Genomic DNA, 14851 nt, shown 5'->3' with positions numbered 1-14851 from the left:
ACAGCGGCAGGGAAACGCCCGGACCCATCCCGAACCCGGAAGCTAAGCCTACCAGCGCCGATGATACTGACCCTCCGGTCGGAAAAGTAGGACACCGCCGAACACCCTTTATGAATTACCCCCCAATGCAAATTGGGGGGTAATTCTATTTCACCAATCAATTCAATGAGAATGACCATTTATCGCGGACCCACGAATTCCACCGTATCCTTTGCGGGACAGTGCTGACAGGAAGGCAAACGGTGGCTCCTCAGGACCGGCAAGCCAGTGGTGGTGACGAGCGGCGCCCACGGCGGTCGCCCAGCGCCGGCGGCTCGCGGAATGGCGACCGACGTGGCGCGCCACGGACGTCGGGGCCCAATCGTGCCCGCTCCGCACAACCGAGGCCCCAAGGCGACGGTCCGGCCGGCCCTTCGATTCCCTCCGACATCGACGCCAAGCAGCTAGCGCCCGACATCCGCGGTGAGCTGACCACGCTGGACAAGGCCACCGCCGACTACGTCGCACGTCACCTCGTCGCCGCGGGTGATCTGCTGGACGAGGATCCCGAAGCCGCGCTGGCTCACGCGCAGGCAGCCCGGGCCAGGTCGGGGCGCATCGCTGCGGTACGCGAGGCGGTGGGCATCGCCGCCTATCGCTGCGGCGACTGGGCGCAGGCGCTCGCCGAGCTGCGCGCGGCCCGCCGAATGGGCAGCCGCTCACCGCTTCTGGCACTCATCGCCGACTGCGAACGAGGCGTCGGGCGGCCCGAGCGGGCCATCGAACTCGCTCGCTCCGCCGAAGCCGAACAACTCACCGGAGACGATGCCGACGAACTACGCATCGTGATCGCCGGCGCACGGTCCGACCTCGGCCAGTTCGAGCAGGCGCTCTCGGTGTTGTCGTCACCGCCGCTCGACCCGACGAGAACCGGCCAGACCGCGGCGCGCCTGTTCTACGCCTATGCCGAAACGCTTCTCGCCCTTGGCCGCCAGGACGACGCGGTGCAAGGTTTCTTGAAGGCCGCGGCAGCCGACGTCGACGGCGTCACCGACGCCGAGGATCGCGTCACGGAGCTCGCCTGAGGTGACGACGCTCGCCCAAGAGCACGACTGCCTGCTGCTCGACCTCGATGGAACCGTCTTCCGCGGCCAGCAGGCCACGCTCGGAGCCGTCGAGACCCTGGCTGGCATCGAGTCCCGCACCTTCTACGTCACCAACAACGCCTCACGTGGCCCGGAAGAAGTCGCACAACACCTCATCGCGCTGGGATTCGCCGCCGAGCCCACCGACGTCGTCACCAGCGCGCAGAGCGCGTCGCGCCTCCTTGCGGCCCAATTGCCCTCGGGCTCAAACGTTCTCATCATCGGGACCGAATCGCTGGCAACCGAGGTCCGCAACGTCGGGCTTCGGCCGGTGCGGCAGTACTCGGACGACCCGGTCGCGGTCGTCCAGGGCCACTCACCGGAGACGGGCTGGTCGGACCTCGCGGAAGCTGCGCTGGCGATCCGCTCCGGAGCGCTCTGGGTCGCCGCCAACGTCGACCGCACCCTGCCCTCCGAGCGTGGGCTGCTGCCCGGCAACGGCTCGATGGTCGCCGCATTGCGTACCGCCACCGACCGCGAACCCCAGGTGGCAGGCAAGCCCGAACCCACCTTGCTGACCGATGCCCTTGGCCGCGGACGCTTCGAGAACCCGCTGGTGGTCGGTGACCGCCTGGACACCGACATCGCGGGCGCCAACGCGGCGGGACTGCCCAGTCTGCTGGTGCTCAGCGGCGTGAGCTCCGCGGCGGACATGGTGTTCGCCATCCCCGAGGAACGCCCGAACTTCGTTGCCCCCGACCTGCGTTCGCTCGACGCGCATAGCGACACACTCCGCGTCGGGCCGCATCCGGCGTGGCACGTCGAGGTCGATCCCAACGGGGTGACCGTGATGTGGACCGGTCAGGAGACGCAGGACCCGCTGACGGTGGTCCGCGCGACGGCCAATGCCATCTGGAGCTCGGGATGGAACGGCCGGCCACCCGCCGTCGCGGCAGGCGACCCCACGGCGCGCCAGGCGCTGGAGCGTTGGTCACTGCTCCAGGGCGCAATCGACTAGCGTGAGTGTCGACATGAGTACCGATCCCGACCAGGTCCGCGTCGACGTCGCGGCATTGCTCGCCGACCTTCCCGAACCGGACGCTCCAGAAGCCGACATCGAGGCGATCGCGTCGCGGCTGGAGGAGGCGCACGACCTGCTGGTTGACGCGCTGCAGGCGGTGGAGCGGAACCCGGTGAGCGGAAACGCACCGGACGCGAGCATCGAGAGGTAGTTCATGTGACACGGCGTGCTCGCGTTGATGCCGAGCTTGTCCGCCGCGGACTGGCGCGATCGCGTCAGCAGGCTGCGGAACTGATCGGCGCAGGCCGCGTGTCCATCGACGGGATTCCCGCGGCCAAGGCGGCCACTGCGATCACCCTCGATGCCAGGCTCATCGTGGCCGACGCGGATGAACGCAACTGGGTGTCCCGCGGCGCCCACAAACTCAACGGTGCGCTGGATGCCTTCGCGGTGGCCGTCGACCAGCGGCGCTGCCTGGATGCCGGCGCGTCGACCGGCGGCTTCACCGAGGTCCTCCTGGATCGGGGAGCGCGCGAAGTTGTCGCAGTGGACGTCGGCTACGGCCAGCTCGCATGGTCCCTTCGATCCGATCCGAGGGTCACCGTGAAGGAGCGCACCAACGTGCGCGATCTGACGGCCGAGGCGATCGGGGGGCCCGTCGACGTGGTGGTCGCCGACCTCTCGTTCATCTCGCTATCCACAGTCTTGCCCGCACTGACAGCGTGCGCGTCGGGCGACGCCGATATCGTTCCCATGGTGAAGCCACAGTTCGAGGTCGGCAAGGATCGCGTTGGCGCAGGCGGCGTCGTCAGCGATCCCGCGCTGCGCACCGAGTCGGTCCTGAGGGTGGCGCGAAGGGCCGCCACGCTCGACTGGAAGACCGTCGACGTCACCGCGAGCCCGCTGCCCGGCCCGTCGGGCAACGTCGAGTACTTCCTCCACCTGCGCGCACGCACCGATCGTCCGCTCGACGGCGACGCTTTGGAGGCGGCCGTGGCGCGCGCCGTCGCCGAGGGCCCCCAATGACGTGCGAGCGGACCGTTCTGCTGGTCGTCCATACCGGCAGGGAAGAGGCCACGGAGACCGCCCGGCGTGTCGAGAAGGTGCTGGGCGACAACGGCATCGCACTGCGCGTGCTATCAGCCGAGGCCGTCGACAAGGGCCCGCTCCACCTAGCTCCCGACGACATGCGTGCGCTCGGGGTCGAGATCGAGGTGGTCGACGCTCACGAACGCGCCGCAGAGGGCTGCGACCTGGTGCTCGCCCTCGGCGGTGACGGCACGTTCCTGCGCGCCGCCGAGCTCGCCCGCAACGTGGAGATCCCCGTGCTCGGGATCAACCTGGGCCACATCGGCTTCCTCGCCGAATCGGAGGCCGACGCCCTCGACACCGTGCTCGACCACGTCATCAAACGCGACTACCGCGTCGAGGAGCGGATGACCCTCGACATCGTCGTGCGCATCGACGGCAAGATCACTCAACGTGGTTGGGCGCTCAACGAGGCCAGCCTCGAGAAGGGGCCACGGCTGGGCGTGCTCAACGTGGTGCTGGAGGTCGACGGTCGACCGGTGTCGTCGTTCGGATGCGACGGCGTGCTCGTCTCCACGCCGACGGGGTCGACGGCGTACGCATTCTCCGCCGGCGGGCCGATCCTGTGGCCCGACCTCGAGGCAATCCTGGTGGTGCCCAACAATGCTCACGCGCTGTTCGCTCGGCCGATGGTGACCAGTCCCGACGCAGCCATCGCCATCGAGATCGAAGGCAACACGCATGACGCGCTCGTGTTCTGCGACGGCCGCCGCGACATGGTCATCCCGCCGGGTGGGCGCCTCGAGGTGACCCGGTGCGGCACATCGCTGAAGTGGGTACGGCTGGACAGCGCGCCGTTCACCGATCGGCTGGTACGCAAGTTCCGGCTGCCAGTGACGGGTTGGCGCGGACAGTAGTGCTCGCCGAGATCCGAATCGAGGCGCTCGGCGCCATCAACGCAGCCACCGCGGAGTTCGGCCGCGGGCTGACGGTGTTGACCGGCGAGACCGGCACCGGCAAGACCATGGTCGTCACCGGGCTGCACCTGCTCGGCGGTGGGCGCGCCGACGCGACCCGAGTGCGGTCGGGATCGGAGCGCGCCGTCGTCGAGGGCCGCTTCACGACGGTCGAGCTCGGCGACGGGGTCAGCGAGCGAGTCGACGAGATCCTGGAGTCCTCGGGAGCCGAACGCGACGACGACGGCAGCGTCATCGCCGCGCGCTCCGTCAGCCGTGACGGGCCGTCGCGTGCCTATCTCGGCGGCCGCAGCGTGCCCGCCAAGTCGTTGAGCGGCTTCACCACCGAACTACTTGCGCTGCACGGCCAGAACGATCAGTTGCGGTTGATGCGGCCGGACGAGCAGCGTGCCGCGCTGGACCGCTCCGTCGACCTGGGCGCACAGCTGACCCGCTATCGGCGACTGCGCGACGAGTGGCTGAGCGCGCGGGCCGATCTCACCGACCGCAGGCAGCGATCCCGCGAGCTCGCGCAGGAAGCGGACCGGCTGCACTTCGGGCTCAACGAGATCGATGCTGCCGCACCGCAACCCGGCGAGGACGAGGCGCTGGTGGCCGACATCCAGCGGTTGTCGGAGCTGGACGCGCTGCGCGAGGCGGCCCAGACCGCCAGGCTGGCCCTTTCCGGCGAGCTGGACGACCCCGGTCCCGAGGTGACGTCGGCCACCGACGGGGTGGGGCGGGCCAGGGCGGCCTTGGCGGGCACCGACGACGCGGCGCTTCGTGCGTTGTCGGAGCGGCTCGGCGAGGCGCAGGCGCTCATCGGCGACGTGTCGACCGAACTAGGGGGCTACCTCGCTGAATTGCCCAGCGACGCGAGCACATTGGAAGGCAAGCTGGCCCGTCAGTCCGACCTTCGTGGGCTGACGCGCAAGTACGCCGCCGACATCGACGGCGTACTGCTGTGGGCCCGCGAAGCCCGCGACCGGCTGGCACAGCTCGACGTGTCCGAGGAAACGCTGGTGGCGCTGGCACAGCGGGTGGACGAACTGGCGGTCCAGCTCGTCGACGCCGCGGCCGCGATCACCAAGGCCAGGACCAAGGCCGCGAAGTCGTTGGCGAAGGACGTCACGGCCGAGTTGGCCGGGCTGGCGATGGCGGGCGCGGGGTTCAGCATTTCGGTGTCGCCGCTGGCCGCCCGCCCCGACGACTCTGCGCCGCTCACCGTCGCGTCCGGTGAAGTCGTGCACGCGGGGCACGACGGAGTCGACGCCGTCGAGTTCGGCTTCACGCCGCACTCGGGGTCGGACGTACTGCCCTTGGCCAAGAGCGCGTCGGGCGGTGAGCTGTCGCGGGTGATGCTCTCGCTGGAAGTCGTGCTGGCCGCCTCCGCCGAGGGCACCACCATGGTCTTCGACGAAGTCGACGCCGGCGTCGGCGGCCGAGCGGCCGTGCAGATCGGGCGGCGGCTGGCCAGGCTCGCCAAGACCCATCAGGTGATCGTCGTGACACATCTTCCTCAGGTCGCCGCGTACGCCGACGTCCACCTGGTGGTCGACAGCGGCTCTGGCCGCGCCAAGTCCAGCGAGGTCCGCAGGCTGGACGACGACGATCGGGTCGCCGAGCTCGCGCGCATGCTGGCCGGGCTGGGCGAATCGGACAGCGGGCGCGCGCATGCCCGGGAGCTGCTGGAGTCGGCGCGTACCGACGTGGCGTGATGAATCGACACCCAATGTGTGTTGCAGATGTGACAAAAGACAACTTCTGAGGCTGGTGTTACGGCGCGCCTCCACCTCAACTTGAGGGTTGGCCGACAGAATCGTCGGAATGAAGATGTCAGCGCTGCTCTCGCGTAATGCCGGCCCCCGCCCGGGCGTCACGGGTACCGCCCGTGTCGACCGTGACATCGATCGGTTACTACGTCGGGTCAACGCCGGCGACATCGTCGTGATGGACGCCCTCGACCTCGACCGCATCACCGCCGACGCGCTCGTCGAGGCCGGAGTGGTTGCCGTCGTCAACGCCTCTCCGTCGATCTCGGGCCGCTACCCGAACCTCGGCCCCGAGGTGCTCGTCAACAACAACATCACGCTCATCGACGAGACGGGCCCCGAGGTCTTCAAGAAGATCAAGGACGGCGCGCGGATCCGGCTGCACAACGGTGGCGTCTACGCGGGCGACCGGCGCATCGCCCTTGGCACCGAACGCACCGACCAAGAGATCCACGAATTGATGCACGAGGCCAAGAGCGGACTCGTCGCGCACCTCGAGGCGTTCGCGGGCAACACCATCGAGTTCATTCGCAGCGAGAGCCCGTTGCTCATCGACGGCATGGGGATCCCCGACATCGACGTCGACGTGAACCGCAGACACGTCGTCGTGGTCGCCGAGGAGCCCAGCGCCGAATACGACCTCAAAATGCTCAAGCCGTTCATCAAGGAGTACCAACCCGTGCTCATCGGCGTCGGCATGGGAGCCGACATCCTGCGCAAGGCCGGCTACCGACCCCAACTCATCGTGGGCGACCCCGACACGATGAGCGTCGAGGTGCTTCGGTCCGGCGCGCAGGTGGTGCTGCCCGCCGATGCCGACGGCCACGCCAAGGGACTGGAACGCATCCAGGACCTCGGCGTAGGAGCGATGACGTTCCCCGCCGCGGGATCGGCCGCCGACCTCGCGCTGCTGTTGGCCGACCACCATGGGGCGTCCCTCATCGTCACCGCAGGACACGGTGCCAGCATCGAGGAGTTCTTCGATCGCTCACGCGCACAAAGCAATCCGTCGACGTTCCTGACCCGGCTGAAGGTCGGCGAGAAGCTGGTCGACGCGAAGGCCGTCGCGACGCTGTACCGCAGCCGGGTGTCCGGCGGCGCGATCGCACTGCTGGTGCTGGCGATGCTCATCGCCGTCATCGCCGCGCTGTGGGTGTCGCGAGCCGACGCCGCGGTGCTGCAGTGGATCACCGACTACTGGAACCAGTTCTCGCTGTGGGTGCAGGGCCTGGTCACCTGACCTTCCAGCCGACGACCTCCGAGGAGGATTCGTGATATCTCTACGCTCCCATGCGATTTCACTGGCCGCGGTGTTCCTCGCGTTGGCCATCGGCGTGGCCCTTGGTTCTGGTCTGCTGTCGAACACGCTGCTCTCGGGGATGCGTGACGACAAGAAGGAGCTGCAGAACCAGATCAACGGCCTCACCGACGAGAAGAACGGGCTCAACGAAAGGCTCGGCGCGGCCGGTGAATTCGACGCGATGATGTCGCCCCGCATCCTGCGGGAGGCGTTGAAGGGCAAGTCGGTGGTGGTGATGCGCACTCCCGATGCCGTCGGCGACGACGTGGACGCCGTCGTCCGGCTCGTCGGGGAGGCCGGCGGGACGGTATCCGGGACCATCGCACTGAGCCAGCAGTTCGTCGACGCCAATGCCTCCGAGAAGCTGCTGTCGGTCGTCAACTCGCCCATCGTGCCCGCGGGCAGGCAACTGAGCACGACGCTGGTGGACCAGGGCTCGCAGGCAGGAGATCTGCTCGGCATCACGCTGCTGCGCGACAAGAACCCGGCCGTACCCGTGGTCGACGACACCCAGCGGGACACGGTGCTGGCCACACTGCGCGACACCGGCTTCATCACCTACGGGTCGGAACGGATCGGCGTGGCGGACGCGGCGGTGATCGTGACCGGCGGCGCCCTCGGCGAGGACGCAGGCAACCAGGGCGCGACGGTCGCACGGCTCGCGGCCGGGCTGGCGCCCCACGGGGCAGGCACGGTTGTCACCGGGCGCGACGGCTCCGCGTCGGGAACGGCCGCGGTGGCCGTGACCAGGTCCGACGCCGGCCTGACGGGGGCCGTCAGCACCGTCGACGACGTCGACAGCCAGTCCGGGCGGATCACCTCCGTGCTGGCGGTGGGCGAACTGCTCGGCGGCGGTCGGCCGGGCCAGTACGGGGTCGGCCGCGGCGCGACGTCGGTGACGGTCCCTCAGTAGAACCACTCCGCTCGGCGCGCCAACGACGGCTTGTCGGTGTCGGTGTTAGGGTGAGATTCCGTGGGTCGGCAGGCCCCGAAACTAGGCCGGACCTAGAAAAGTAAGCCCTGCCCCTTTGCCACGGGAGGTTGCTCTTGCCATCGTTACGCAGGCATCCGCAGTCCGCGACCAAACACCTCTTCGTCAGCGGGGGCGTCGCGTCCTCGCTCGGGAAGGGCCTGACCGCAAGCAGTCTCGGTCAGCTGCTCACCGCCCGCGGACTCCAGGTGACGATGCAGAAGCTGGACCCGTACCTCAACGTCGACCCCGGGACCATGAACCCGTTCCAGCACGGTGAGGTGTTCGTCACCGAGGACGGTGCGGAAACCGACCTCGACGTCGGGCACTACGAGCGGTTCCTCGACCGCAACCTGTCGGGCTCGGCGAATGTCACCACGGGGCAGGTGTATTCGACGGTGATCGCCAAGGAGCGCCGCGGTGAGTACCTCGGGGACACGGTGCAGGTGATTCCGCACATCACCGACGAGATCAAGCGCCGCATCCTGGCCATGGCAGAGCCCGACGCCGACGGCAACCGGCCCGACGTGGTGATCACCGAGATCGGCGGCACGGTCGGTGACATCGAGTCGCTGCCCTTCCTGGAGGCCGCCCGTCAGGTCCGCCACGAGGTGGGCCGAGACAACGTGTTCTTCCTGCACGTGTCGCTGGTGCCCTACCTGGCGCCGTCTGGCGAGCTGAAGACCAAACCCACGCAGCACTCGGTGGCCGCGCTGCGCAGCATCGGCATCAGCCCCGACGCGCTGATCCTGCGCTGTGACCGAGACGTGCCCGAACCGCTGAAGAACAAGATCGCGCTGATGTGCGACGTCGACATCGACGGCGTCATCTCCACCCCCGACGCGCCGTCCATCTACGACATCCCGAAGGTGCTGCACCGCGAGGAGCTCGACGCGTACGTGGTGCGCCGGCTCAGCCTGCCGTTCCGCGACGTCGACTGGACCGAGTGGGACGACCTGCTTCGGCGGGTGCACGAACCGCAGGAAACCGTTCGGATTGCGCTGGTGGGCAAGTACATCGACCTGTCCGACGCCTACCTGTCCGTCGCCGAGGCGCTGCGCGCGGGCGGGTTCAAGCACCACGCGAAGGTCGAAATTCGGTGGGTCGCCTCCGACGACTGCGAAACCGATGCGACGGCGTCGGCGGCACTCAACGACGTCCACGGCGTGCTCATCCCCGGCGGGTTCGGGATCCGGGGCATCGAAGGCAAGATCGGCGCCATCAAGTTCGCTCGCAAGCAGGGCGTGCCCGTGCTGGGGCTGTGTCTGGGCCTGCAGTGCATCGTCATCGAAGCCGCCCGCTCGGTGGGGCTGACGCACGCCAGCTCGGCGGAGTTCGATCCCGACACCCCGGATCCGGTGATCGCCACGATGGCCGAGCAGGAGCACATCGTGGCGGGCGAGGCCGACCTCGGCGGCACCATGCGCCTTGGTGCCTATCCGGCTGTGCTGCAACCAGATTCGATCGTGGCGACGGCCTACGGCGGCACCGAGGTGTCCGAGCGACACCGCCACCGCTACGAGGTCAACAACGCCTACCGCGACAAGATCGCCGAGAGCGGCCTGCGCTTCTCGGGCACGTCACCCGACGGCCAGCTCGTCGAGTTCGTGGAGTACGAGCGCGACGTCCACCCGTTCCTGGTGGGTACCCAGGCGCACCCGGAGCTCAAGAGCCGGCCCACCCGGCCGCATCCGCTGTTCGTCGGCTTCGTCGGCGCGGCGCTGGACTACAAGGCCGCAGAGCGGCTGCCCATGGAACTGGCCGAGCAGCGTGCCAACGGTGCCGAACACACCGACGACGTCGGGCAGCGGCTGCAAGAGCCCGTGCACCGTGGCTGAGCACGAATTCACGACGGTCTCCAGCCAAACCCTGCACGTAGGAAAGATCTTCGCGCTCCGCGCCGACGAGGTGCTCATGCCGGGCGGCGGCACCGCCCGCCGCGAAGTGGTCGAACACTTCGGTGCCGTCGCCATCGTGGCGCTCGACGAGGCCGGCGACGTCGTGCTGGTCCATCAGTACCGCCACCCCGTCGAGCGCAGGCTGTGGGAGTTGCCCGCCGGGCTGCTCGACATGGGCGACGAACCGCCGCACGTCACCGCGGCCCGCGAACTCGAGGAAGAAGCGGGCCTGGCCGCCGAGCAGTGGCACGTCCTCGTCGACGTCATCTCGGCACCCGGATTCAGCGACGAGAGCGTGCGGGTGTTCCTGGCCACTGGGCTCACCGACGTCGGCCGCCCCGAGGCTCACGACGAGGAAGCCGATCTCACGGTGCGCAGGATGCCGCTGAGCGAGGCCGTCGACCTGGTGTTCGCAGGCGAGATCGTCAATTCCCTTGCCGTGGCGGGGATTCTGGCCGCCCACGCGATGGGCGACGCCGAGTCGCTCCGGTCCGTCGACGCTCCGTGGGTGGATCGGTCGACCAAGTTCCGGGCCCGCCAGGCTGTGCGATGACCACATTGTCTGCTCTTCGCGCAAGCGGCTCATCGCCGTTCCGGTGTGCCTTGGACGACCAGCTTCAGGGCTACCTCGACCACCTGACCATCGAACGCGGCGTGGCGGCCAACACACTCAGCTCGTACCGCCGCGACCTGCGCCGGTACACCGCACACCTCACCGAACGCGGGATCGACGACCTCGCCGCGGTGGCCGAGACCGACGTCAGCGACTTCCTGGTGGCGCTGCGGCGTGGCGACCCGGACAACGGCGCGCTGCCGTTGTCGGCGGTCTCGGCCGCCCGCGCGCTCATCGCGGTGCGGGGACTGCACCGCTTCGCCGCCGCCGAGGGTTTCGCGGCGCTCGACGTCGCACGCGCAGTCAAGCCGCCGACGCCCAGTCGCCGGCTGCCGAAGAGCCTCACGCTCGACGAGGTGCTGGCCCTGCTCGAGGGCGCCGGTGGCGACAGTGAGGCCGACGGCCCGCTGACGCTGCGCAACCGGGCCCTGCTCGAGGTGCTGTACTCGACCGGAGCCCGGATCTCCGAGGCCGTCGGGTTGGACGTCGACGACGTCGACACCCACACGCGGTCGGTGCTGCTGCGGGGCAAGGGCGACAAGCAGCGGCTGGTCCCCATCGGGCGCCCGGCGGTCAGCGCGCTGGACGCCTACCTGGTGCGCGGTCGTCCCGACCTGGCGCGGCGGGGCAAGGGCACCGCCGCGATCTTCCTCAACGCGCGCGGCGGACGGCTGTCCCGCCAAAGCGCGTGGCAAGTGCTGCAGGACACTGCGGCAAGGGCCGGGATCTCGGCCGCGGTGTCGCCGCACACGCTGCGGCACTCGTTCGCCACCCATCTGCTTGAGGGCGGCGCCGACGTCCGCGTCGTGCAGGAGCTGCTCGGCCACGCATCGGTGACGACGACGCAGATCTACACGCTGGTCACCGTCTCGACGCTGCGCGAGGTCTGGGCCGGGGCCCATCCGCGGGCGCGGTAGCCGATCCGTCAGCCCAGGTAGTCGGACTCCAACACCAGGTCGGCGATCAGCGTCTGGTACTCGCCGTGGGTCTTGTGCTCGACGGTGTTCCACTTCTTGCCCTGCTGCTCCTGCATGTATGCGCGGTACTTCGGGGCGCCCGGCATCTTGACGTTGTCGGCGACGACGATCGAGCCGGTATGCAGCCAGCCGCGGTCCAGGATGCTCTGCAGGTCGGTGACGTAGGCCCTCTTCTCGTGGTCGATGAACACGAAGTCGAGTGCGCCGGCACCGAAGCCCGGCGCGCCGGCCAGCGCGTCCAGCGTCTTGCCGCCGTCGCCGATGGTGCCGACCACGCAGGTCACCCGGTCGCCCACACCGGCGTGCTCCCAGATGCGGCGCGCGTTGGCGGCGTTGGCCTCGGCCAATTCGACGGAGTACACCCTCGCGTTGGGCGCCGCCCCGGCGATGCGCAGCGCGCTGTAGCCGACGTAGGTGCCCAGCTCCAGCGCGAGTTTCGGGTCGGCGCGACGGACGGCGGCGTCGAGGAGTGCGCCCTTCTCGTCGCCGACGTTGATCAGAAATGATTGCTCGTAGGCGAATTTGTCGATCGTTGCCAGGACGTCGTCGACGTCGCCCTGGCGGGCGTTGGCGAGCACGTAGTCGACGGCGGCAGCCTCGCGTCCGTCGCCGATCTGACCCGTCGTCGAGATGTTGCGGGCGCCGACCGCGAGTCGCAGAAACGACCAGCGGAGGAGTGGGATGCGCTGTTTGAGGCTCATAGTGCCCACCCTAGGTGGGCGGCCCACCGAATCGATCGGGCACGTTGCCCGCGGGTCGGTCATTCCTGGCCTGCTCAACGGTTAGACTTCTCCGGATGTTCGCCATGGGTGTGGGTCGCCTGACCAGCGGCGGTCTCGCATGACCGAGGACGCGGGTGGTTCCGACGGCACCGGTCTGACCGGGCGTCCGCCCCGGGTGATCCCCGAACCGAAGCCCAGGAGCGTGCACGGGCCGGCCAAGGTCATCGCGATGTGCAACCAGAAGGGTGGCGTCGGCAAGACCACGTCGACGATCAACCTCGGTGCGAGCCTCGCCGAGTATGGCCGCCGGGTGTTGCTGGTCGACCTCGACCCGCAGGGCGCGCTGTCGGCGGGACTGGGCGTGCCGCACTACGAGCTGGACCACACGGTGCACAACCTGCTCATCGAGCCGCGCGTGTCCATCGACGACGTGATCATCAAGACCCGCGTCAAGGGCATGGACCTGGTGCCGAGCAACATCGACCTGTCGGCCGCCGAGATCCAGCTCGTCAACGAGGTGGGCCGTGAGCAGTCGCTGGCACGCTCCCTGCACCCAGTGCTGGACCGCTACGACTACGTGCTGATCGACTGCCAGCCATCGCTGGGGTTGCTCACCGTCAACGGGTTGGCCTGCTCGGACGGCGTCATCATCCCCACCGAGTGCGAGTACTTCTCGCTACGTGGCCTGGCCCTGCTCACCGACACCGTCGCCAAGGTCCGCGACCGGCTCAACCCGAAACTGGACATCAGCGGCATCCTCATCACGCGCTTCGACACCAGGACGGTGAACGCCCGCGAGGTGATGGCCCGCGTGATCGAGCGATTCGGCGACCTGGTGTTCGATACCGTGATCACTCGAACGGTGCGCTTCCCCGAGACCAGCGTCGCGGGCGAGCCGATCACCACCTGGGCACCGAAATCTGGTGGCGCCCAGGCATATCGGTCGTTGGCGCGCGAGGTCATCGACCGGTTCGGCGCGTGACCTCCGAGTCGATGTCGGACTCGCCACAGACAGGTTTCAAGGTCCGGCTATCCAATTTCGAGGGGCCGTTCGACCTCCTGCTGCAGCTGATCTTCGCCCACCGGCTCGACGTCACCGAGGTGGCGTTGCACACGGTGACCGACGACTTCATCGCCTACACCAAGGAGATCGGCCCACTGTTGGGCCTCGACGAGACCACCGCGTTTCTGGTGATCGCCGCGACGCTGCTGGACCTCAAGGCCGCGCGCCTGCTGCCCTCCGGGGAGGTGCACGACGAGGAGGACCTTGCGCTACTCGAGGTGCGCGACCTGCTGTTCGCCCGGCTGCTGCAGTACCGCGCGTTCAAGCACGTCGCGGTGATGTTCGCCGAACTCGAGGCGGCCGCGCTGCGCAGCTACCCGCGGTCGGTGTCCCTCGAGGATCGCTTCGCCGAACTGCTGCCCGAGGTCATGTTGGGGGTGGACGCCCATAGCTTCGCTCAGATCGCCGCCACCACGTTCACGCCGCGGCCCGTGCCGACCGTGGCCTTGGACCACCTGCATGTCTCCGGAGTCTCAGTGCAGGAGCAGGCGCAGCGGTTGCTGGAGATACTGACCCTTCGTGGCGTCGGGCAGTGGGCGACGTTCTCGGATCTGGTGTCCGACTGCGAGGCGACGATCGAGATCGTGGGCCGTTTCATGGCGCTGCTCGATCTGTATCGGGCGCGGGCGGTAGCATTTGACCAAGTAGAACCGCTTGGTGTGCTGCAAGTTTCGTGGACCGGGGATCGGCCGACAGACGAGCACTTGGCCGCCGCGGTGGAAGAAGACTCATGACTGAAGACGTGTCAGACGACATTGTGGTGGGGTCCTCGGAGGACGTGATTGACGACGACCTCGGCGAGGACCTCGGCATCGACGTCGCGGAAACCCCCGAATTGGAGGACTCCGAGCTCGGTGCCGCGCTCGAGGCGCTGCTGCTCGTCGTGGACACGCCGGTGACGGTCGATGCGCTCGCGGGGGCGATCGATCAACCGGCGTACCGCGTCGCGGCGAAGTTGCGGCTGATGGCCGACGAGCTGGCCGCGCGCGACAGCGGGATCGAGCTGCGCGAGGCGGGCGGCGGGTGGCGTATGTACACCCGCGCGCGCTATGCGCCGTACGTCGAGCGGCTGCTGCTCGACGGGGCCCGGTCGAAGCTGACGCGGGCGGCGCTGGAGACGCTGGCCGTCGTCGCGTACCGGCAGCCGGTGACCCGAGCTCGGGTCAGTGCGGTGCGTGGCGTCAACGTCGACGCGGTGATGCGGACGCTGTTGGCCCGCGGGCTGATCACCGAGGCCGGGGTGGATTCCGATACCGGCGCGGCGGCGTTCGCGACCACCGAACTGTTCCTCGAGCGGCTGGGCCTGACGTCGCTTGTCGACCTGCCCAACATCGCGCCACTGCTGCCGGATGTCGACAACATCGACGACATCACCGAATCCCTCGGTGAAGAGCCCCGATTCGTCAAGTTGGGCGGGGCGCCCTCCTCGGCGCAGCCGCTGTCCTTCGACGTGGACAAGGACTGAC

At 68.7% G+C, this 14851-nt stretch carries 15 protein-coding genes and 1 rRNA gene; 15 read left to right on the top strand and 1 reads right to left on the bottom strand.

What is annotated here, in order from left to right:
* From rrf to xerD, 12 genes are all read left to right on the top strand, one after another.
* Nucleotides 1-103: ribosomal RNA gene (rrf, locus tag SLQ33_RS04275) — 5S ribosomal RNA — on the top strand; the annotation flags it as partial.
* Between the two features lie 139 nt (nt 104-242).
* Nucleotides 243-1064 carry a tetratricopeptide repeat protein gene (locus tag SLQ33_RS04270; protein WP_319452513.1) on the top strand — a complete coding sequence of 274 codons (822 nt, stop codon included), beginning with the start codon at nt 243-245 and terminating at the stop codon, nt 1062-1064.
* Nucleotide 1065: 1 nt separating this feature from the next.
* Nucleotides 1066-2082, top strand: coding sequence for an HAD-IIA family hydrolase (locus tag SLQ33_RS04265; protein WP_319452512.1), 1017 nt, complete (start codon nt 1066-1068; stop codon nt 2080-2082).
* A 13-nt stretch (nt 2083-2095) separates the two neighbouring features.
* On the top strand, nt 2096-2296 hold the full coding sequence (locus SLQ33_RS04260; RefSeq protein ID WP_319452511.1) for a hypothetical protein: 201 nt from the start codon (nt 2096-2098) through the stop codon (nt 2294-2296).
* 5 nt (nt 2297-2301) lie between these two features.
* Nucleotides 2302-3111: a TlyA family RNA methyltransferase gene (locus SLQ33_RS04255; protein ID WP_319452510.1), complete on the top strand. Its 810-nt coding sequence runs from the start codon at nt 2302-2304 to the stop codon at nt 3109-3111.
* Nucleotides 3108-4031 (top strand): NAD kinase, encoded by a 924-nt coding sequence (locus tag SLQ33_RS04250; RefSeq protein WP_319452509.1) that lies wholly within the window; start codon nt 3108-3110, stop codon nt 4029-4031. The genes SLQ33_RS04255 and SLQ33_RS04250 overlap by 4 nt, the downstream gene beginning before the upstream one ends.
* On the top strand, nt 4031-5788 hold the full coding sequence (recN, locus tag SLQ33_RS04245; protein WP_319452567.1) for a DNA repair protein RecN: 1758 nt from the start codon (nt 4031-4033) through the stop codon (nt 5786-5788). The genes SLQ33_RS04250 and recN overlap by 1 nt, the downstream gene beginning before the upstream one ends.
* A 109-nt stretch (nt 5789-5897) precedes the next feature.
* Entirely contained in the window at nt 5898-7082 is a 1185-nt protein-coding gene (gene steA / locus SLQ33_RS04240; protein ID WP_319452508.1) for a putative cytokinetic ring protein SteA, read from the top strand.
* Nucleotides 7083-7113: 31 nt separating this feature from the next.
* Nucleotides 7114-8055 (top strand): copper transporter, encoded by a 942-nt coding sequence (locus SLQ33_RS04235; RefSeq protein ID WP_319452507.1) that lies wholly within the window; start codon nt 7114-7116, stop codon nt 8053-8055.
* Between the two features lie 134 nt (nt 8056-8189).
* Complete coding sequence (locus SLQ33_RS04230; RefSeq protein ID WP_319452506.1) at nt 8190-9950, top strand: CTP synthase; 1761 nt, start codon at nt 8190-8192, stop codon at nt 9948-9950.
* The gene (locus SLQ33_RS04225; RefSeq protein WP_319452505.1) at nt 9943-10563 is read left to right on the top strand and encodes an NUDIX hydrolase; all 621 of its coding nucleotides are present in this window, start codon (nt 9943-9945) and stop codon (nt 10561-10563) included. Before SLQ33_RS04230 ends, SLQ33_RS04225 begins: the two co-directional genes overlap by 8 nt.
* Nucleotides 10560-11540 carry a site-specific tyrosine recombinase XerD gene (gene xerD, locus SLQ33_RS04220; protein ID WP_319452504.1) on the top strand — a complete coding sequence of 327 codons (981 nt, stop codon included), beginning with the start codon at nt 10560-10562 and terminating at the stop codon, nt 11538-11540. Before SLQ33_RS04225 ends, xerD begins: the two co-directional genes overlap by 4 nt.
* A gap of 8 nt (nt 11541-11548) precedes the next feature.
* Here xerD and SLQ33_RS04215 read toward each other — a convergent pair whose 3' ends face one another.
* Nucleotides 11549-12301: an O-methyltransferase gene (locus tag SLQ33_RS04215; protein WP_319452503.1), complete on the bottom strand. Its 753-nt coding sequence runs from the start codon at nt 12299-12301 to the stop codon at nt 11549-11551.
* A 139-nt stretch (nt 12302-12440) separates the two neighbouring features.
* Here SLQ33_RS04215 and SLQ33_RS04210 point away from each other — a divergent pair, with 139 nt between their 5' ends.
* The 3 genes from SLQ33_RS04210 to scpB are packed head-to-tail and all read left to right on the top strand — an operon-like array spanning nt 12441 to nt 14850.
* A complete protein-coding gene (locus SLQ33_RS04210; RefSeq protein WP_319452502.1) occupies nt 12441-13304 on the top strand; it encodes a ParA family protein in 864 nt (287 codons plus the stop codon).
* Nucleotides 13305-13315: 11 nt separating this feature from the next.
* Entirely contained in the window at nt 13316-14119 is an 804-nt protein-coding gene (locus SLQ33_RS04205; RefSeq protein WP_319452566.1) for a segregation/condensation protein A, read from the top strand.
* Nucleotides 14116-14850 (top strand): SMC-Scp complex subunit ScpB, encoded by a 735-nt coding sequence (gene scpB, locus SLQ33_RS04200; protein ID WP_319452501.1) that lies wholly within the window; start codon nt 14116-14118, stop codon nt 14848-14850. The genes SLQ33_RS04205 and scpB overlap by 4 nt, the downstream gene beginning before the upstream one ends.
* Nucleotide 14851 lies beyond the last annotated feature (1 nt).

Origin of the sequence: Mycobacterium sp. RTGN6 (genome assembly GCF_033804605.1) — a bacterium.
GTDB lineage: Bacteria > Actinomycetota > Actinomycetes > Mycobacteriales > Mycobacteriaceae > Mycobacterium.
This window is presented reverse-complemented; position numbering and strand designations above follow the sequence as displayed.

Bases quoted from the DNA above. Each gene is read 5' to 3' on its own strand.
- SLQ33_RS04260 (WP_319452511.1), top strand. From the start codon at position 2,096: ATGAGTACCGATCCCGACCAGGTCCGCGTCGACGTCGCGGCATTGCTC.
- SLQ33_RS04250 (WP_319452509.1), top strand. From the start codon at position 3,108: ATGACGTGCGAGCGGACCGTTCTGCTGGTCGTCCATACCGGCAGGGAA.
- steA (WP_319452508.1), top strand. From the start codon at position 5,898: ATGAAGATGTCAGCGCTGCTCTCGCGTAATGCCGGCCCCCGCCCGGGC.
- xerD (WP_319452504.1), top strand. From the start codon at position 10,560: ATGACCACATTGTCTGCTCTTCGCGCAAGCGGCTCATCGCCGTTCCGG.
- SLQ33_RS04215 (WP_319452503.1), bottom strand. From the start codon at position 12,301: ATGAGCCTCAAACAGCGCATCCCACTCCTCCGCTGGTCGTTTCTGCGA.
- SLQ33_RS04210 (WP_319452502.1), top strand. From the start codon at position 12,441: ATGACCGAGGACGCGGGTGGTTCCGACGGCACCGGTCTGACCGGGCGT.
- SLQ33_RS04205 (WP_319452566.1), top strand. From the start codon at position 13,316: ATGTCGGACTCGCCACAGACAGGTTTCAAGGTCCGGCTATCCAATTTC.
- scpB (WP_319452501.1), top strand. From the start codon at position 14,116: ATGACTGAAGACGTGTCAGACGACATTGTGGTGGGGTCCTCGGAGGAC.